The following is a 19131-nucleotide window of genomic DNA, read 5'->3' as shown; positions in this document are numbered from 1 at the left end:
GAGTACGCAACCCCCAACTGGCGCGAGTATGCAGCGTTGGGAAAAGCGTAGCGCACTCGTGACTTTTTTTAACTAAAGCCACCCTGCACAGCTCGCGATTGCTTCGTGCCTCGCAATGACGGGGTGGTGAGGGGGCTTTGCACGTTTGCCCTGCACAGTTCGCAATTGCTTCGTCCCTCGCAATGACGGGTGGTGAAAAAGCAGGAAGTTTTTCAAAATTCAACTTCCTGAACACACAAATCTTCCTTAATATTACGCTTATGGTTATGCAACGCGGCGGATGTGTTTACATCATCACCAACAAAAATAACTCCGTGTTATACACCGGGGTAACATCCGATATTATAGGTAGAATATTCGATCACAAAAACAAAACCTATCCGCAAAGTTTTACTGCTAAATACAATTGTAATAAGTTAACGTGAGTTCGGTTTAAGCAGCTAAAAGCAATTGATTGTCTTGTTCCTCGAAAACAATATTTAAGGAAGGTTTTTTAGGGAAGAAGTGGTAAGCGCAAAGGGACCCCATTATGTTCATTAAGAAGTTGTTGACGGAGCGGTGTCGGGTATGCTGAAGTTTGCAGATATTCTTTAATTCATCATAGACACATTCGATGATCGCTCTTTTTCTGAGCATGATCTTATCGGCTTGTGAAATATTGAAGTCCTTCATGTTTTTGCGCGGCTTAGTAATCATCTGGATACCATTTCCCCAAAGCAGATCGGCCAGCGCTTTAGATATATAGCCCTTGTCACCAAACAGTTTCCCGAATATTTCTTCTGTCATTGAAGTCATCAATTTGACATTGCGGTCATCTACATTGCCTTTGGTAAGATAAAAAGACAGTATTTCCCCTTTATCATTAATGATGAGGTGTAGTTTAAACCCGTAGAACCAACCTATGGAACATTGCCCCCTTTCTGCTGTCGCTGCAAAGACTTTATGGTTATGAATGCGCCGGTTATGACATACTTTGATATGCGTGGAATCTATAAAATTGATGCCCCTGGAACGTCCAAGGCAGTGCGTTTTCAGGAATAACATCATCGGAACAGCTACCCGTTGCTGCAATTCAACAAAACGATTATATGACACCAGCCCGGGAAAGAAATCTTTATAGTGCGAGCAGATATGCGTTATATAGAAATGCTTGAGGTTGGTGAAGTGCCCACTGTGAAAAGCGATTACGATAGTAATGATCTCGCTGTCCGCAAGTGATGCTTTTCTATCTCTGACCTTGTAATTCCCTGCATCAAGCTTGTGTTTAGCGATTTGTTCTTCACATTCTTTGCAGAAGTCATCCACTTTAACGAAAATTTCAATAATTTTATCAGAAGTAAGCATAGATTGTTATCATTTAGATTCGACACTTAAATATAATAAAATATGCTTACTTATTGATATTCAATTTATTATATATCTAAATCTTTTCCATAATCTTCTTTTCGTTATCCCGAACTCACGTTAAGTTAGTTTACTATCTATTTTACTCCCATATTGAGGAAGCAATAGCTGCCGAAAAAGCCCTAAAAGGCGGAAACAGGCAAATGAAGGTTAAGCTTGTCAATGAGCTAAATCCTGAATGGAGGGATTTGTATGATGATTTAATAAAGGATTAATTGCTATTTGAGGTGGTGCAGGTTTGCCCTGTAAAGTTCGCGATTGCTTCGCAATGACGGATGGTGAGGGGCTCTTGCTTCGTGCCTTATAGTGACGTGGTGGTGAAGGGCAGGGCAAGGCCGCCCTGTACAGTTCGCGATTGCTTCGTGCAATGACGTGGTGGTGAGTTTCCGTCCGTCCGTATACCTGTATCACTGTACTTACAGACAACAGGCGGACAATATCTACCACCCTACCACATCTCCAATATCAATTCCATTTTGCCTATCCTCATCGGTAGCTATATCTTCAAGCACTGCCGAAACGGAGAAAGCCGTATTGGGCAGTGCTGTATGAAGCTCACGGGCTTTTAGCTTCCATTTATCGTAGGCGTTAACATCGGGGAAAAGCATCACCCTGCGGCCTTTTAATACGCCGCATTTAGCAGGGTTTAGCCCTTGCAGGCTTCCGCTGGCCAGCCATATAAAGTCGGGGATAAGGGCGCTGGCTATGATGGCCGTTTTTTCGCTTTCGACAATGGCTACGGGCATTGCGGGATTGGCGGAGAGCAAATGCTCGCCAAAAAGGCATTGTTGCAGTATAAAAGTGGTATCATCGCCTGCGGTGGCAGCCTCTTTTATGGCTAAGGTGTGTGCCCAGGTAATGTGGTTAAAGGGCACTTTTACGCGCTTGCCGGTTTCTTTATTGTACAGCATTATTTTGCCGGTGCGCACATCGCCTTCGGTATCGTACTGCCAAAAAACACATGCGCCCGGCCAATGGTTATGCGTGCCAATGTGGTAGCGTTTAATAGCAGCTTGCGTAATATCCCGCCCTAAACGTTTAATGAGGTACTGTACAAAGTTGTTATCCTGGTAATTGTATAACGTAGCCGATACCCAATAGGGGTTGATGATATATTTAGGTTCGGGCCGGGGGGAGCGTGCAGGGTTTACAGCGGGCTGCGCAGGGCTTTTGCCGGGCATGTACCTGCTGCGTTTAGGTTGGTAAGGCTTGTAACCCGGCAGGGTTGCGAAGTAATTGCGGGGTGTTAAATGGTAGCCGCATTTATCTTCCCTGCCGCAACGGCCCACATGCGGGGCAAGGTGCTGCCCGGTTTGGATATCAATGTAACGTACAAAGCATTTGTGATGATTGCAAACCGGGCAGCTATAGCGCGATTGCATGCCCTGGTAGGGCTGTAACTGGTATTTCATGGTTGGTGATGAGGTTTGAGTTTTTAATTTCCCCTCTTGAGAGGGGCGCGTGGGGAAAGCGCAGTAGCAAGGGTGTGTTTATACAACCGAAATAGCAAAGTGATGCCCCCCGCCCCTCTCAAGAAGGGAATCGCGCGGGGCCTTGGCTTGCATAGCTGCTCTGGAAAAAAATCTTCCCTCCTGTTTCTTGATGTCCTGAGTCTCTCTTCACTCCCCTCTTGTCCGTCCACCGAAAAGAGTGTGACACCGGCAGACGGACGGACGACGGACGCTTGCAAGCTATTTAAACGTTTGCGTTTAGTTTTGCGTAGGCTTTAAGCAACCTATCGGCTTTTTGGTGCGATATGCCCAGCTTTTGCCCTATCTGCCTTAAAGTTAGGCCTTGTTGTTTCAGCTCGTTGGCATTGGCCATGATCTGCTCCTGTTCGGGATCGTTTTGGGGGCTTAGCTGCTCCCACTCTTTGCCGAAGCTTACAAACTCATATTTGAGGAAGTTATAGGGCTTACCTATCTGACAGAGGCAAACATTACCTTCGCCGTAAAGCTGCTCGGTGTTGCGCTGTTTTATTTGCTTAAGGTAACGCATGTTTACATCGGTTTTGCTTTCGCCAATGGCAAAGGCGCTATCGCAAAAGTTCATCAGCATTTTGCTGCCCTGCAAATCGTTGCGGGTAATGGGTTGTGCCATATCGCGCTTAGGGGTGTGGGCCAGTACCAGTATGCTTAAGTTATACTTGTTTTTAAGCGCCTTAAGCTGTTTCATTAAAGGCAGGGCATCTTTGGCGCGTTCGGTTTCGCTGCGCAGATAGGTTAGGTTATCAATAACCAAAACCTTTGCCCCGGTTTGTAAAACTGATCGCTCGAGCGAGTAGATGAGGTAATCGTCGAAATCGGCAAACTCGTGAGGTAGCTCCATATCGGGGTTTAGCTCGGCACGGTAAAAGTTTTTGCCAAAGTGGTAATGGTACTCGTAATCTACCGAGTAGCGGGCTTCAAACTGCTTATCGGTAAGTTCAAAATCGCAGTATAAAACCGGTTGTGCGGGTGCTTCCACATCAAAAGGATATTTACCCGAACCTTTACTTACACCATCAGCAACCTGTACGGCTACAATACTTTTGCCCAGGTTACTATCGGCAAAAAGGATACATACTTCGCCCTGGTGCCAAAATTTACCAAAAAGCATTAAAGGGATTGCCCTTTCGTGGGCTTCGGCCATCCAATGGTCGGCATGCCTTACCATCAGTACATCATCATTGTTTTGGGGCAATTGTTGCTCATCCATTTGTTGCAGGCTTTGTTGTGCCAGTGAGCCTGCGGTAATGCACGTTGCAGTGCTGTTGTTTAAATTTTGTGTTATCATGTTATTTGTTTGGTGAATGGTTGGTTATTGATGAATGGTTGATTTGGTTGATTGAGTGAATGGTTGTTTTATCTTCTCGTACAACTACCCACCTAATCAACCACTCACAACAAACCAATCCGCAGGATTAAAAAATACCCCTCCAATAGCCTATTTAGATAAAGGGCTTTGACCACTACCTTACCGGTAGCTGCCTGTGCAATTGCTATGCTTTGTGTGCGTCCGTCCGCAAGGGTGTGTCCATGTATTTACGGACAGGCTGCGGACAAACCTAAAAAGGGGCAAAATTGCCCGGAGGTTTATTTTCGATACAATTATACAGAAATTTCTTTAAAATAAAGAATTACTGAAGAATAAATGAGAAAATACTGATTGTCCGTATGTTTTTAAGGGATGGGACACAGGGGGACGGACGGACAACGGACATAAAAGAGATTCAGGAAATGGAGCACGGGACTGCGTTAGGGATGGGAGCGGATACCGGCCTGTGGCTAAGGCCTTGTGCAGTATGAGCGTACAGCCCGGGCCGGAGGCAACGCCCATATTATAATTAAAAACTAAAATCACCTTTAATAATCAACAACTTACAATCACGTCATTGCGAGGTGGAGCTGATGGTTACCACTTTGCCACCTTGTTGCCCTCATGAGTTGCTTTCCTCTGGAGAGGATTTAGGTGGGGCATCTACCTCTTCGTCACCAATTCCCTGAAACCCACCAGCTCATCCCAACGGGCTGCGGGGGGGCGATAATAGGTAAGCACCTGGTATTCGTTTTCGGTTTCAAAGTGACTGCCTTCAAAAGGGATATCATCAGCTTTGCCGGTTTTGGCATCCACCCAAACGTATTCATAATCATAAACGCCTTGTTTTAGCAGCATGTTTACGGTGTACCTGCCATTATCAAGCGGGTGCAGCTTGTTGCTATCATCAAGCCGGTAATTATTAAACTGGCCAACTACATATGGGCTGCCCTCTTTAGGGTCTTTATTGGTTGATAGGGTGAAGTATACATGCGCGTAATCCGCATCGGTGGCTGGCGTGGTACCATCATTATTCAGGATGTAAAACTTGCCGTCGTTATCATACTGAAAAATGTAGTTGGGCTGGTCGCGCACGGGGTCGCCAAGCAGTACAACAACGTTGGTAGAATCCTTATAAATTTTGGCTACCCTTTGCGAATTAAGCTTGAGCGTACGCGTATCAAACAGCCTGAACTCATTACGGCCGGGGAAATCATTAACGCTTACATCATTATAAATTAACTGCGAACCACGGATATAGGTTGGCTGCCCGTTAAGCACAGCCGTTTCGGTACGGGCGTTTTGCATAATAAAAGTACGTAAAGCATAAGCCGGGTTTTGCACAACAAGGCCCGAATAATCAACCGTAAAATTGATTTTTTGATTGGTTTGCCGGGTGGCATTATTGGCCGAAGCTACCAGATCGGCAGCTATCGAAACGCGTTTGCCCAGCACGTACAAGCGGCGGGTAAGCACCATTTTGCTTTGATCGCCATCTTCATAAACCTTCAGCACATAGTTGCCCGATATTTTGGGGGCGATGTTATTGTTGGGCAACGAAATTTCATAATGGGTATATTTTTGCATGGTACCGGTTGAGTAGCTGTAATTGTACAGCCGGTCGTCGGTAAAGCTTTGCAGGTATTCGGCAGATGAAAGGTTTGACGAGTTCCAGTTGGCATCGCAATGCTCAATGGTATAATAGTAATTACGACTCCCCCCGCGCAGGTCATCAAAGGTTAACAGCACCTTTTCATCAGTCCCCAAATTAATAACCGGGAAAGTGCCCTGCTTGGCAGTATTATAAAACTCCACGCTTTTTATAGCCGGCGAGTAAACGTTGTTGTTGTAGGGTGATTGGGCGAAGGAGTTTAGTGACAGGAGGATGAAGAGGATGATGTAAAGCTTTTTCATATAAACCTGTTAATTCGGTTGAAATATCATATTACACTTAAAACCGTCATTGCGAGGAACGAAGCAATCGCGAACTGTACAGAGAAACTTGCATGGTTGCTCTGCTAATAGGGGATTTGCTTCGTACCTCGCAATGACGGGGATTATATTATCATGTCAAAATAACCATGTCATTGCGAGCGATAGCGTGGCAATCGCATGCTATACAGGGCGGTCTTGCATTGCGTATACATCAGGGTCCTCTGCGAGAGACCCTGATGGGACGTTAAAATGATATCTCCGCCATCCGTCATGCTGAGTGTTTAAATCCGGTGGCCTCTGAAGGTGAAATGACATTTACACTACCTGTCATCCCGAATTTATTTCGGGATCCCACGCGCTGAGCGGCTATGCAAGCGGCCTTGCAAGTGGGGTGCTGAAACAAGTTCAGCATGACACCCATTTTTTAATTATGTCATGGGTAACTTGTTTCAGCACCCCACTTGCTAAGTATACTTCATGCGGCTTGTCCTGTGGGTTCCCGAAACAAGTTCGGGATGACGTTATTTTTTTACCCTACGATTCCAACTCCAAAATCTGCTCGGCCAGTGCTTCCCATTTGTCCTGCATTTGTTTCAGTTCGGTTTGTTTAGCGCTATAGGCAGCATTGGTTTGTTTTAGTTTGCCGTTATCGCTGTATATTTTTTCGTCGGCCAACTGGGTTTCAAAGTGCTTTACCTCTTTTTCGAGGTCGGCGATTTGCTGCTCCATTTTGGCCAGGTCCTGGTTCAGTTTCTTTAATTGCTGATGCTTATTTTCGCCTTGAGGCTGTTTAACAGGCTCTGGCTTTTTCTCTTCTTTTTTGGGTTGAGGTGCCGGCGCGGCAGCTTTGGGCTCCAGTTTACGTTTGGCATACCATTCATCAAACTCTGCATAAGTACCCGGATAAATCTTGATCTTCTGATCTTCGATAAACCAAATCTTGTTGGCTACGTTATCAAGGAAATACCTGTCGTGCGATACCACAATGAAAGTACCCTCATACTGGTCAAGCGCCTGGATCAGGATATTAACCGACTGCATATCCAGGTGGTTAGTAGGCTCATCCAGTACCAGGAAGTTGGCATCGGCAGTAAGCGCCTTAGCCAGTGCTACACGTGATTTTTCACCACCCGATAGCACCTTGATCTTCTTGAAAACGTCATCACCGGTAAACAAAAACGAACCTAAAATGGTACGCAGCTCGGTATCTGTATGCTTAGGTGCAAATGATTGCAGTTCCTGCAATATCTGATTTTCGAGGTGTAAAGATTCCAGCTGGTGCTGGGCAAAAAATGTAGTAGTTACGTTATGGCCAGTGGTTACCGTACCAGTGTAATCTTTATCGGCAGATGCAATAATGCGCAACAGGGTTGATTTACCTTTACCGTTGGCACCGATGAGTGCAATTTTATCACCTTTTTCAATTACAGCTTCGGCGTGGTCAAGAATATCGATAGCAGGGTATTTTTTGGTGATATCCTCTAAAGTGATCACGTGCCTACCCGACTGTTTGCTGAAACGGAAAGCGAAGTTAACGGATGGATTATCGTCATCCACATCGTCAATACGCTCCATTTTATCCAGCATTTTGATGCGGGACTGCGCCATTTTAGCCTTAGAAGCTTTGGCACGGAAACGCTCGATCAAACGCTCTTCCTGTTTAATTTTTGATTGCTGATTTTTAAACTCGCCACGCTGAATTTCTTCACGCAGGGCTTTTTCTTCGAGATAGAAAGAATAATTACCTGCGTAAACGGTCAACTTGCCCTTCCTCGATTCAACCGTACGATTGATTACTTTATCCAGGAACCACCTGTCGTGCGATACGATGATGATAGCACCAGGGAATGATTTCAGGTAATCTTCCAGCCATTGTATAGACGGTAAGTCAAGGTGGTTGGTAGGCTCATCCAGCAGCAGGATATCGGGTGCCTGCAACAGGATCTTGGCCAGCATTACACGCATGCGCCAACCGCCCGAAAAGGTACTCAGCTTGCGTTTGCAATCCTCATCACTAAAACCCAAACCGGCTAAAATCTCATGGGCTTTATATTCGATATTGTAACCGTCAAGCAGTTCAAACTCGTGCTGCTTGTCGCTCAGTTTATTTAACAATTCTTCGCTATAATCCGTTTCCAGCTTTTTAAGCAGGTTCTCGATCTCGTCGTGCAGTTGGTTTTGGCGCTCAAAGGCTTCCATTGCCACATGCACAATGTTTTTATCAGATGAATAAGAAAGTAGATCCTGGTTAAGGTAACCCATGGTAAGGTCCTTAGCCATTGAAACAGTTCCGGAGGTAGGCTTATAGTCGCCTACAATAATTTTTAAAAGGGTAGTTTTACCTGTACCGTTGGCACCAATTAAACCAATTTTTTCACCGGGTTTAATATGCCAGTTGGCTTCATCATAAAGAGCCCGCGCACCAATCTCGAACGTAAGGTTATTTATAGCAATCATTTACGCGCAAAGATACTGTTTTTTGAGCTTAAAGCCGAAGGCTCAAAGCTGAAAGCATTTTGAAGCTTAAAGCAGAAAGTGGAAAGCTGATAGCTTCTTATGAGCTTAAGGCAAAAAGCTCAAAGCCTTTAATCCCTGACAGCTTAAGCATGCTATAGGATATTAAAAGCTTTGAGCCTTAAGCCTTCGGCTTTAAGCTTCTTATAAGGCTCCCACCGCTTTTAACCATGTTTGTGCCATAAGGGCTTCGCCGGCTACACTGGGGTGTACACCATCAAGGTTCCAATAGGTGGCTGGTGCTGTTTGCTCGGCTTTGTCAAATGCCGATTGGTAAGGCACAAATACCGCATCAAACTCTGCAGCAATATCTTTAGCAGCTTTGCGGAACAAATCAAATGTAGGATACCATTTATCATCAACAGCTTTCACATTTTTTTCGGCGAAGGGCTCGCAGATCACCAGTTTAATATCGGGCAGGGCTTGTTTGGTACGGGTAAGCAACGCCCTGTAATCGGCGATATAAGTATCTATTGTGCCTTTGTAACCACTGGTAAGGGTATGCCAAAAGTCATTCACGCCTATGTGAATGCTCAGTATGTTTGGTTTAAGGGCAAGGCAATCGATATCCCAGCGCTCGGCAAGCTGATATACTTTATTGCCGCTGATACCTTTATTGTAAATCTTCAAACCTTTATCAGCATGTTTAAGCAGCAGTTGTGAAGCAGTTAGCAAGGCATAGCCCGAACCTAAAGCACTGGTAGTATTTGGTTCGGTTTTGCTATGGTCACGCCCCCAGTCGGTAATGGAGTCGCCCTGAAAAAGCACTACATCGCCCTGGTTAAAAGTTAGCTTTTTTGCAGGTTTTTCGGCAGCTAAAGCCGATGAAACAATTGATGGTATGCCCATAGCTGCAAGCGTGCCTACAGCAGTGGTTTTTAAAAAATGACGACGGTAGTTTTGTTTGGTATCTTTCATTTGAGGATTATAAAGGTATTTGCCGAAAATACTGATTTAGTGTAACTATCAAAATTTTGTTGGGTTTTGTACCAGTATTTGTAAAAGGAATATTACGTGCATCACTACTGCAGCAACGGTTCTTATTTATCAGCCACAAAATTTATCGGCTTTGCCGGATCAAAAGTAACATACACCCGTTTCCAGGGCTCATCATCCATCAACCGCCATTTGTGCGCAGTTCCCGTAGTATCCTGCGCTATCAGTATTTCGCCAGGCTTAAGTATAAATTTTTCGCCGGGATAGGTTTCAAATTCAAGCGTACCGGTAAGGGTTATCACGTACTGATTTGTAGGGGCATTATGGTAATCATAAAATGCATGCGGTTCCGATTCCTGAAACCTAACCGCAAGGGCCTCATTAAGTGTCCCTAAATCAACCATCCCTTTTTGTATATGTGAATGACCATCATCACCGGTATATAACCTGTAGGCTTTTATCATACAGGCTAAACTAACATTTAACTGTTAATACTACCTGCCCATTGTGTATTTATTGCAAAACAGTTGCTTTATTGAGCATTAATGTTTATTTTATTTAGTTTTAAAGATTATTCATTCACAGTAAAACTTAGGCTTCCTTTAAGGGTTCAGATAATATTATGTCCGTAGCTGTATCTACCAAACGTTTTCAATTTTTCCCATACCTCATCAGTTTGCTGATTGTATTATTTATTGGTTTTGTTGCCTCACTGGTAACCCGGCCCGAAATTGCCGGCTGGTATAGCACACTCAAAAAGCCATCGTTTAACCCACCACCCTGGCTGTTTGCACCGGTATGGACTGCAATTTATATTATGATAGCGACCGCCGCTTATCTTGTATGGAAACACCGCAGCCGTAAGCCGGTTTACATTATTGCCCGTTCGATATACTTTATTCAGCTCATTTTAAATTTTTCGTGGTCGATAGTATTCTTTGGCATGCATCAAATAGCCGCCGCTGCGGTTGTAATCATTTTACTGTGGCTCAGTATTGTGGTAAACATTAACTGGTTTAATAAATTTAGCCGTACTGCTTCGTGGCTGCTTGTGCCCTATTTATTATGGGTAAGCTTTGCCAGCATACTTAACATGAGTATTTATTTCCTTAACCGATAGCTCATAAAAAACACTATTTTTATTGCAGATAATTACAGCACCGATAAAGAATCTCTCTATCAAGCCATGAAAAAACTTTTACTTATTTTTTGCCTTATTACAGCGGCGCACAGCTTTGCATTTGCCGATAAAACCGCTATCAACAACTTTGTAGTTAAAGAAAACCCCTTTGCGGTTGACGAGGTAGCTGTAGTTGCAACCGATACGGCAGGCGTGATACAGGAAAATGTAAACGGCGTTTTTACCTTTGTAATGAATGGTTTTACCGAAGAACTTAAGTTTGACAAAGGCACGGCTTTTTACCGCCACAAGCTTGATCGTTCAACCTTCCTGTACGCCAAACACATGAACGATTCCGGCACACACGCCATACTATACTACATTTACAAGCACGACAGTAAACTAAGTCCATTCCATATCAGCTGGGTATTACTGATAGCTATCCCTCTTTTACTGGTGTTACTGGCTTATATGTTTAAGCGGTTCATCATTATTGCTGTAGTAATATTTTGTATCTTCCTGTATTTCAACTACCATAACGGATTAAGTATCCCAACCTTTTTTGAAAGCATTATTGACGGGTTGAAGAATATGTTTTAGAAGGAAGGTAAAAGGTCAAAGGCGAAAGGTTAAAGTTTTTTTAGGGAGAGGTGAAAGCAAAACGAAAAGTAAAAGGTTTAAAAACAGATGCAAACGTAAAGCTACAGCTACCTTTTGCCTTTCACCTTTATCCTTTTACCTAAAAATTTTAAAAAGGTAATCCAATACCAAAGTTCAACTGCATAAAGTTGTAATCTTCTCCGTTGGCTGCTTTGTAAGCTTGTTTGAATGAACCTTTGCTAAACAGTTCGCCGGCATGGTTAATCAGCACCCATTGGTTAGCTCCGCTAAATTGCGGGTCTTTTAGTTTAAAGGCTGCATCGAGTCTAAAAACGAAGAAACTTAAATCAAACCTCAACCCAGTGCCAATACCTACAGCCGTTGAGCTTAAAAAATTGTTCAGTTTAAACTGCCCGTTGGGGTTATCAGGCTCGTCATGCAAGCGCCACACATTCCCGGCATCAACAAAAACCGCACCTTTAAGTTTTGCACCAAAAAAGTTATTTGCCAACAGGTACCGGTACTCGGCATTGGTAATAAATTTGATCTCGCCAAATTGATCAAGATATTTCAAGCGGGCACGGGTATTAACATCAGTTCCATAAAATGAAGCGCGGTTAAATTGCCCCGGGCCTAATGTGCGCGGCAGCCAGGCCCTGATATCATTGGCCCCGCCTGCGTAAAAATTCTTTTCAAAAATAAGCTGATTGCTATTACCGTAAGCGATGCCTATACCCGGGTTTATGCGGAAAACAAATTGTTTTTCGCCGCCAAAATTTCGGTAGATGCGCGTATCAAGCTCAACTTTGGTATACTGCGCAAAGGTATATCCAAAAAGCTTGTGTTGCCCAAGAGTATCTTTAGGAGCATTTGTTAGATTGCTAACCAGGTTAAGAAAATTTCCGCCAATATCTAAACTCCCCCGGAAATAGGTAAAGTTTTCATAACCATTAAGCTTTATGGCGTTAACCTGGTAAGTGTATTGGCTACCGGATGTGAAAACCGTACGCCCGATTAAATAAACATAGGAGTACCTGTTTTGAGCAAGCAGCGCCGCCCTTGCAGCCGGATCAATTATACCTCTCGAAAACTCAATGTTAATGGGTGTAATGGTATGCGTTTTATACGGCGTATCAAAAAAGTCGTAAGTGATGGAATTGATAAAACTTTCGCGCTTAACCAAATCTTTTTGGTAAAACAATGAATAGTTTGATGAAAACGTGGTGTGCGGAACCGCAAATTTACCAAGAAACGGAAATTTGAACGGAAGCAAAAGTCGCGGATAGACAAGCTGTGCCCCTACCCTAAACTCCTGGTTTTGAATACTGCTGTGATCATTACCAACAGTATTGCCATTATCAAAAAGGATACTCCAGTTAACTTTTAGCTGCAATATAGCAGCCTGTTTAAATAAATTCCTGTCGGTAAAAGTATTACCCACGTTATAACCAAAACGACCGCCGCTAAAAAGCACCTCACCCTCTACACGGTCACTCATCCGTTTAAGCGGCACAATATCTATCCGGGTATTAAGCCTGTTAGAGCTATCCTTCAGTTTTTCGTAAACAGGGTTGGGCACATTTCTGAAAACATTTAATTCGGATAAGCGAGTGGTGGTGCGTGTTTGCTTATCAATATCGTATATTTCGCCTTTTTTCTGAAAAACGTAATCGGTTACTACCCTGGGTTTAAACCTTTTTGAGTAGTCAACAAACCTGAATTGTGAATCAACCTGTATCGTATCAACTTTACCCGGCGTACGCCCCTGGCTGTTTGATATCGTAATTAATGTATTGTTGATAGTATAAACCGGGTGCTGTGTTTTCCCCGCCGGGTTATCAATAATCATTTTTACATCAACCACACTACTGTTAAAGGTAGAATCATAGGTAAAATTGATGTACTGCCTGTAAAAGTCGTAGTAGCCGTTATGCTTCATCAGCAAATAGAGCTGATCGCGGTCGTAAGCTAAACTATCAGTGTCAAACCTGCCGCCCGGCTGTATATGTGATATCCTGTTGCGGTTACCATTATACAATGCTTTAATATTATTATCGGCAATGCTATCAGTAAATTTGCGGATGCGGAACATAGGTCCCTCATTAGCAGTAAAAATCAGCTCAGCCTTTTGCTTTTTTATCACTACACTGTCGGTGACCTTTGCTTTGAGGTAACCACGGCTGCGGATGTATTTTTCCATCTGTACACGCGAGTACTCGATCAGGTTACTATCAACAACAACAGGGGCTTCGCCTATATTTTTTTTACCTTTATTGCTAAAAGTATAGTACAACTGCAGATTGAGCCAGTTATTGGGTTGTTGCTCCTTATCCACATAATTTATAGCGGTTTCCGCAAATTGCTCGTCAATACCTTTTATAGTAATTTTGCGCACCAGTGTCTGGTCTTTGCGGATGCCACGGGTAATGCTGCAGCCCGAACCGATAATAACCAGTAAAATACTTAATATTGTAAGGCGGTAAACAGCAGGCTTAGTATATGCTTTCAAAATCACAGATCAGTTTATTAAAATCCTTACAACATAAAAAATTCCGTAAAGAGCATGGCTTGTTTTTGGTTGAGGGTTACAAATCAGTTGTTGAATTTGTAAACGCTGCATACCAGGTTGATGCTATATACCATACATCCGAAATTGCTCCAAAAATGATGAATTTATCCCGAAAAATAAATTTTCAGGAAATTTCATTGACCGATCTGGAAAAGATCAGCAGTTTGAAAACCCCGCAGGATGTAATTGGTTTGATTAAAATACCAAAATGGCCCCGATTAAATTATAACTTACTGAAAAACAAGTTCTCGCTGGTACTTGATGGGGTGCAGGACCCCGGCAATATGGGCACCATTATCCGCACGGCCGACTGGTTTGGCGTTACCGATATTATTTGCTCAGATGATACCGTTGATGTTTATAACCCCAAAGTGGTGCAGGCTACCATGGGCTCATTAGCACGGGTAAATGTGCATTACGGCGATTTAACAACTATCCTCCCCGAAATAAAGCTTCCTTTATTTGGTGCCATGCTCGATGGCGAAAATATCTACAGCACCAATTTCGGCTATGAAGGTTTACTGGCTATGGGCAACGAGGGTAATGGCTTACGCCCTGAAATACAGCAGTTAATAAATAAAAAAGTAACTATACCCCGGGTAGGTTATGCCGAATCATTAAATGTAGCCATAGCCACAGCCATATTATGTTCAGAAATAAAAAGAAATTCGTTCAAATAAATTTGCCCGCTAAAAATAATTACTATCTTTGCAGTCCTTAAAAAAGGGTCGGATGGCCGAGTGGCTAGGCAGAGGTCTGCAAAACCTTTTACAGCGGTTCGAATCCGCTTCCGACCTCAGGGTTAAAAAAATTTAAAATAAAAGACAATGGGCGTTACTCGTTTAAAAAGAAAAGACAGGAGAAATAAAACTTTTTCACGCTTAGAAGTACAGTTCTTGAAACTGGCTACTAACCTTGAATACGGAAGCCGTTCTGCTGAGTCAAAACACAGCCAGATAGCTAAAAACAATGCAGCTTTAGATATCGCATTAGGCAAATAATTCTCTCTTTCATCGGAAGAAAAAAATTTAAAGTCCTGCCGGTTTCCGGCGGGGCTTTTTTGTTTAGGCATGATTTTGAACCATGATTTTCGGGATTTGAGGATGGGCTTGATATCTTCTTCCAAAGCCTACGCCCTTACGGGTTCAGACAAAATATCGTTCTTAAAAGGCGTTAACGTTTCCGTGAGGACACGGAAACGGAATATTCGGCATCAAAATGTATCTTTCAGGGCAATCCTCAAATCCTAAAAATCATGGTTTAGAATTTTTTTATTGATCCTGCCAATCAAGCCAGGTCCTTCATAAATAAAACCGGTATACAATTGTACCAATGAAGCACCCGCGTTTAGTTTCTCAATGGCATCCTCCGCAGAGTGAATCCCTCCTACTCCGATGATTGGGAATGATCCGTTAGATTTTTTATGCAGATAAGCAATAACTTCTGTTGAGCGTTGGGTAAGTGGCTTACCACTCAAACCGCCGGTTTCTTCTTTTAATTTCGATGGAGATGAAAGGTTTTCCCGGCTGATAGTGGTATTAGTGGCTATTACCCCGGCTATACCTGTTTGCTGCACGATGTCAACAATATCATCCAGTTGGGAATCTGTCAAATCTGGTGCTATTTTTAGCAGGATAGGTCTGCTGATACCGTCTTTATTATTGCGTTGCTGTAATGTATTCAGAATTTCCATCAGAGGGTCTTTTTCCTGCAGGGCGCGCAAACCCGGGGTATTGGGTGAGCTTACGTTCACTACAAAATAATCAACTACATCAAACAGACGGTCGAAGCATTTAATGTAGTCACTAACAGCATCCTCGTTAGGGGTAACCTTGTTTTTACCGATATTGCCACCAATGATCAGTTGTTTGTTGATATTTTTCGGATCGCGCCTGAAGGTGGCTATTCGTTCGGCAGCTATGTCTACACCAAAATTATTGAAACCCATGCGGTTAATAAGCGCGCTATCTGCCGGCAGGCGGAACATGCGTGGCTTTTCGTTACCAGGTTGGGGCAGCGGTGTAACAGTGCCAATCTCAACAAAACCGAAACCAAGGTTGGCCATTTCGCCCATCATTTCGGCGTTTTTATCAAAACCCGCAGCCAGGCCAACCGGGTTCCTGAATTTCAGGCCAAAAACCTCGCGTTCAAGCTTTGGATCTTTTACATCCCACATCGCTTTACTTAACGATGCACCGCCCGGAAAACGATTAAAGCGTTTGAGGTTGCGGGTAACAAAGTAATGCACTTTTTCCGGATCGAACTTAAACAGGATGGGTTTTATCAACTGATACATGCCGCGAAGTTAGCACATTTTTGCGACGGTGAATAAATGTATGGGTATAACCGGCTTCTGTTTCATCTCTGTGATATTACGCTGTGTTTCCTCCTCCCTGCCTGACAAGGGCGAAGTGCATCAATCCATTTTTAAACTAACACATTCGGCCAAGCCATTAAACAGTCTTGGAAAATAAATTAAAAAACATAGTACTATGTATTGTATAGTACCATGTTTAATATTACCTTTGTTTTAATCGAACTAAAACAATCTGAAATATTATTAAAATGGATACTAAACCGCTCCTATATACAGGCATCATTATTCCCATTATATTTTGGCTTTCAACCATTGTTTGTGGGTTTGTGCATGGTAATTACAATCATTTCAGCAATACTATCAGTGAGCTCGGCGCTATCGGCACAAAATCTGAAACGTTGATGGAAACATTTACGCTGCTTAATACAGTGCTCAGTGTGTTTTTTATGGCGGGCCTGTTTATTGCGTGCAGCCAGTTGCAGCTTAATATCCTGCCCGTGTTTGGGGTGATAGGTTTCCCTATCATGTTTGGCTGGGCGGCTATATTTCACGCAGGCAACCCGCTGCATTCGGCATCCGGGCCGGTGTTTTTGACGCTTTATATCGGTGCGCTGCTATCTGCTATTTTATGGCGGGGAGAGGAGTTTAGGCAGATCAGGAAACTTTCGCTATTAAGCCTGGGTATTATGCTGCTCATCTTTATCCGCTTCATTCCTTCAGCTACCATTCAAAACAATTATACCGGGCTTATTCAAAGATTGGCCCACCTGGGTTGGTCGGTTTGGTTTATATCGCTCGGCTCCTGCTTTATAAAACTGCTCAACGCCAAAGAGCAGCATCAATTAAAATAATCAACATTAAAAAACAACAACATGAAAAAATTATTAGGTTATGTATTGGTTGTCATAGGTTTGATAGCCTTATTAGATGCCTGCCACATAGGTGGAAGGCATACAGTGATTTCCGAAAATGCTGATGGCAGGGAGAGGCGGATTGAATACTGGGGGCACGTGTATTTTACTGCTGATAGCACAGGCATCAGCAGGATCTCGCCCAATGGGAAGGTGAAATACAAAAACAATGACTTTGAAATAAGTGCCGAAAGCGATTACAACGGGCGTATTACCTATCAGTTTAATGACGGCGAAAAGAAAAAGGAACTTGATAATAACGAAAAGATTTCATTAGCGAGTGCCGTACGGGATATGATGAAGATAGGGCATTACGCTAAGTAACTATTATATAGGGTGAGCGTAGTTTATAGTTTACGCACCCCGTCGGTGTTCTTCTCTGCGTTGCAAAGAGGGCAAAAAAACACCTCCTCTCTTTATGCTTATTTAGAGAGGAGGTAACGAGCATAGCGGTGCCGGGGGGAGTAACGGCAATTATTTCATCCGTACATATACCTCATTATACCCATCGGCTATATAAATCTCGTTCAGGTAAAGCGTATCGTGCCTTATGAGGTATGAAACCGGGCGAGTATCAAGCGTAGGCCCTGAGATCAATAATATGTCTGCCTTTTCTGTTGGGCTATATTGATAGTTTGGAGTAGTGCGAAAATTGCCGCTAATCTGTAGCACGTTGTTTTGGAACCTTTTGAAACTGCTGTCTGCATAAAATTCATTTCGAATATTGTAGCCGCTGCTTTGTGGCGTAACGGTAAAGCCGCCAATACCGCCAACTGATTTTACCCAGCGCCATTTGCCAACTATACTGTTGCTGCCCGGCCCCGGAAGGTCGCTTTTATTACAGGCGGTTATACTACATAATAAAATTACGGATGCTGCTAACAGGATAATTTTCATAATTATGGGTTTATAAGATACCTTACGGTACAGCACATGGCTTTGCTACAATAAGTTGTAAAATAACTTAAAGGGAAATGCCTGTTGTATATTCAGCAAAATTCTTTGTATCATTAAACCATGATTATTGTAATACAGTGTAAAGACAAAGTGGGCCTTGTGGCGGCCATATCTGCAACATTAGCCAAACACCTGCTCAATATAGTTTCCATGCGTGAGCATGTTGATCATAACGAAAATGTTTTTTTTACGCGCCTGGAAGTTGAACAAGGCGACGACGCCGGCCTCGAAGATTCATTACGTAAGATACTGCCCGAAGGGGCTTATATTTCAGTAAATCCTGAGCCCGTGAAGAAAGTGATTGTACTGGCTACCAAAGAGTATCATTGCCTGAGCGATATCCTTGTGCGTAACCACTTTAATACCCTGGGCGCAAGCGTGCAATGCGTTATTGGTAATCACGCCAAGCTGCAAAACATATGCGAGCGATTTGACATTCCTTTTTATCATATCAGCCATGAACAGGTAAGCAAGGCTGAGTTTGAACAACAGGTGATCGGTGCCATTAAGCAATACACTCCTGATTATGTGGTATTGGCTAAATTTATGCGGATCCTGTCGCCCCGGTTTGTGGCTGAATTTCCAATGAAGATCATTAATATCCATCACTCGTTTTTACCCGCGTTTATAGGCGCCAATCCCTATAAACAAGCGTTTGAACGGGGTGTGAAACTCATAGGGGCAACAGCGCACTACGTATCAAATGAATTGGATGAAGGGCCGATCATTGCCCAGCAAATTGTTCCGGTAAACCACTCATATAGCTGGACAGACATGGTAAAAGCCGGCCAGGAAGTGGAAACCGCCGTATTAGCCAAAGCGTTGAAGCTTGTTTTTGAAGACCGGGTATTTGTGTATAAGAACAAAACGGTAGTGTTTGAGTAAACTCACCCGCCAATGTTCGGGATAGTAGCGATACCAGCTAATGCCAGGCTAAGCTTGTTATCGGCGTCCTTGCATGTTTCTTTAAATTCTGAATAGAATTACTCCTGGCTTACAAAATTTTGCCCCCCCGTAAGTTTTCGCCGGTTAAATACTCTTCAGTGTATAACTTATGTTATAACGTAATATT

General features: G+C 43.3%; 18 protein-coding genes and 1 tRNA gene. 9 read left to right on the top strand and 10 right to left on the bottom strand.

Annotation, left to right across the window (positions count from 1 at the left end; translation table 11 throughout):
* Positions 1-182 precede the first annotated feature (182 nt).
* On the top strand, positions 183-425 hold the full coding sequence (locus tag DIU38_RS02175) for a GIY-YIG nuclease family protein (protein WP_317131823.1): 243 nt from the start codon (positions 183-185) through the stop codon (positions 423-425).
* A 7-nt stretch (positions 426-432) separates the two neighbouring features.
* On the opposite strand, the gene DIU38_RS02170 is transcribed toward DIU38_RS02175, so the two are convergent.
* From DIU38_RS02170 to DIU38_RS02140, 7 genes are all read right to left on the bottom strand, one after another.
* A complete protein-coding gene (locus DIU38_RS02170) occupies positions 433-1344 on the bottom strand; it encodes an IS982 family transposase (RefSeq protein WP_112653556.1) in 912 nt (303 codons plus the stop codon).
* Positions 1345-1844: 500 nt separating this feature from the next.
* Complete coding sequence (locus DIU38_RS02165; protein ID WP_112652920.1) at positions 1845-2816, bottom strand: DUF6371 domain-containing protein; 972 nt, start codon at positions 2814-2816, stop codon at positions 1845-1847.
* 283 nt (positions 2817-3099) lie between these two features.
* Positions 3100-4179, bottom strand: coding sequence for an AAA family ATPase (locus tag DIU38_RS02160; protein ID WP_112652919.1), 1080 nt, complete (start codon positions 4177-4179; stop codon positions 3100-3102).
* Between the two features lie 684 nt (positions 4180-4863).
* Positions 4864-6114, bottom strand: coding sequence for a type IX secretion system plug protein (locus tag DIU38_RS02155; protein WP_112652918.1), 1251 nt, complete (start codon positions 6112-6114; stop codon positions 4864-4866).
* 555 nt (positions 6115-6669) lie between these two features.
* A complete protein-coding gene (gene abc-f, locus DIU38_RS02150; protein ID WP_091175129.1) occupies positions 6670-8592 on the bottom strand; it encodes a ribosomal protection-like ABC-F family protein in 1923 nt (640 codons plus the stop codon).
* Positions 8593-8793: 201 nt separating this feature from the next.
* Positions 8794-9567, bottom strand: coding sequence for an SGNH/GDSL hydrolase family protein (locus DIU38_RS02145; RefSeq protein ID WP_112652917.1), 774 nt, complete (start codon positions 9565-9567; stop codon positions 8794-8796).
* A gap of 122 nt (positions 9568-9689) precedes the next feature.
* Positions 9690-10049 (bottom strand): cupin domain-containing protein, encoded by a 360-nt coding sequence (locus tag DIU38_RS02140; RefSeq protein ID WP_112652916.1) that lies wholly within the window; start codon positions 10047-10049, stop codon positions 9690-9692.
* A gap of 158 nt (positions 10050-10207) precedes the next feature.
* Here DIU38_RS02140 and DIU38_RS02135 point away from each other — a divergent pair, with 158 nt between their 5' ends.
* Together DIU38_RS02135 and DIU38_RS02130 are read left to right on the top strand one after the other, a co-directional pair.
* Entirely contained in the window at positions 10208-10705 is a 498-nt protein-coding gene (locus tag DIU38_RS02135) for a TspO/MBR family protein (protein WP_112652915.1), read from the top strand.
* A gap of 66 nt (positions 10706-10771) precedes the next feature.
* The gene (locus DIU38_RS02130) at positions 10772-11305 is read left to right on the top strand and encodes a hypothetical protein (protein ID WP_091175120.1); all 534 of its coding nucleotides are present in this window, start codon (positions 10772-10774) and stop codon (positions 11303-11305) included.
* Positions 11306-11453: 148 nt separating this feature from the next.
* Here DIU38_RS02130 and tamL read toward each other — a convergent pair whose 3' ends face one another.
* On the bottom strand, positions 11454-13814 hold the full coding sequence (tamL, locus tag DIU38_RS02125; RefSeq protein WP_112652914.1) for a translocation and assembly module lipoprotein TamL: 2361 nt from the start codon (positions 13812-13814) through the stop codon (positions 11454-11456).
* On the opposite strand from tamL, the gene DIU38_RS02120 reads away from it, so the two are divergent.
* From DIU38_RS02120 to DIU38_RS02110, 3 genes are all read left to right on the top strand, one after another.
* Complete coding sequence (locus tag DIU38_RS02120) at positions 13805-14554, top strand: TrmH family RNA methyltransferase (protein WP_112652913.1); 750 nt, start codon at positions 13805-13807, stop codon at positions 14552-14554. The two genes, tamL and DIU38_RS02120, sit on opposite strands and share 10 nt — an antisense overlap.
* A 46-nt stretch (positions 14555-14600) precedes the next feature.
* Positions 14601-14671: transfer RNA gene (locus tag DIU38_RS02115), tRNA-Cys, on the top strand.
* Positions 14672-14701: 30 nt separating this feature from the next.
* The gene (locus DIU38_RS02110; RefSeq protein ID WP_090527770.1) at positions 14702-14875 is read left to right on the top strand and encodes a spore protein; all 174 of its coding nucleotides are present in this window, start codon (positions 14702-14704) and stop codon (positions 14873-14875) included.
* A gap of 245 nt (positions 14876-15120) precedes the next feature.
* Here DIU38_RS02110 and DIU38_RS02105 read toward each other — a convergent pair whose 3' ends face one another.
* The gene (locus tag DIU38_RS02105; protein ID WP_112652912.1) at positions 15121-16170 is read right to left on the bottom strand and encodes a quinone-dependent dihydroorotate dehydrogenase; all 1050 of its coding nucleotides are present in this window, start codon (positions 16168-16170) and stop codon (positions 15121-15123) included.
* 269 nt (positions 16171-16439) lie between these two features.
* On the opposite strand from DIU38_RS02105, the gene DIU38_RS02100 reads away from it, so the two are divergent.
* A complete protein-coding gene (locus DIU38_RS02100; RefSeq protein WP_112652911.1) occupies positions 16440-17042 on the top strand; it encodes a DUF998 domain-containing protein in 603 nt (200 codons plus the stop codon).
* Between the two features lie 21 nt (positions 17043-17063).
* Positions 17064-17426, top strand: coding sequence for a hypothetical protein (locus tag DIU38_RS02095; RefSeq protein WP_112652910.1), 363 nt, complete (start codon positions 17064-17066; stop codon positions 17424-17426).
* A gap of 150 nt (positions 17427-17576) precedes the next feature.
* Here the strand turns inward: DIU38_RS02095 and DIU38_RS02090 are convergent, their stop codons facing one another.
* A complete protein-coding gene (locus DIU38_RS02090; RefSeq protein ID WP_146750399.1) occupies positions 17577-17999 on the bottom strand; it encodes a hypothetical protein in 423 nt (140 codons plus the stop codon).
* A gap of 120 nt (positions 18000-18119) precedes the next feature.
* Between DIU38_RS02090 and purU the strand changes: the two genes are divergently transcribed.
* Positions 18120-18944 carry a formyltetrahydrofolate deformylase gene (purU, locus tag DIU38_RS02085; protein WP_112652908.1) on the top strand — a complete coding sequence of 275 codons (825 nt, stop codon included), beginning with the start codon at positions 18120-18122 and terminating at the stop codon, positions 18942-18944.
* Positions 18945-19131: the final 187 nt, after the last annotated feature.

Source organism: Mucilaginibacter metallidurans (genome assembly GCF_003286435.2).
Classification (GTDB): Bacteria; Bacteroidota; Bacteroidia; order Sphingobacteriales; family Sphingobacteriaceae; genus Mucilaginibacter; species Mucilaginibacter gossypii.
Note: the sequence above shows the minus strand (reverse complement) of the source record. Positions and strands in the feature narration are given on the sequence as shown.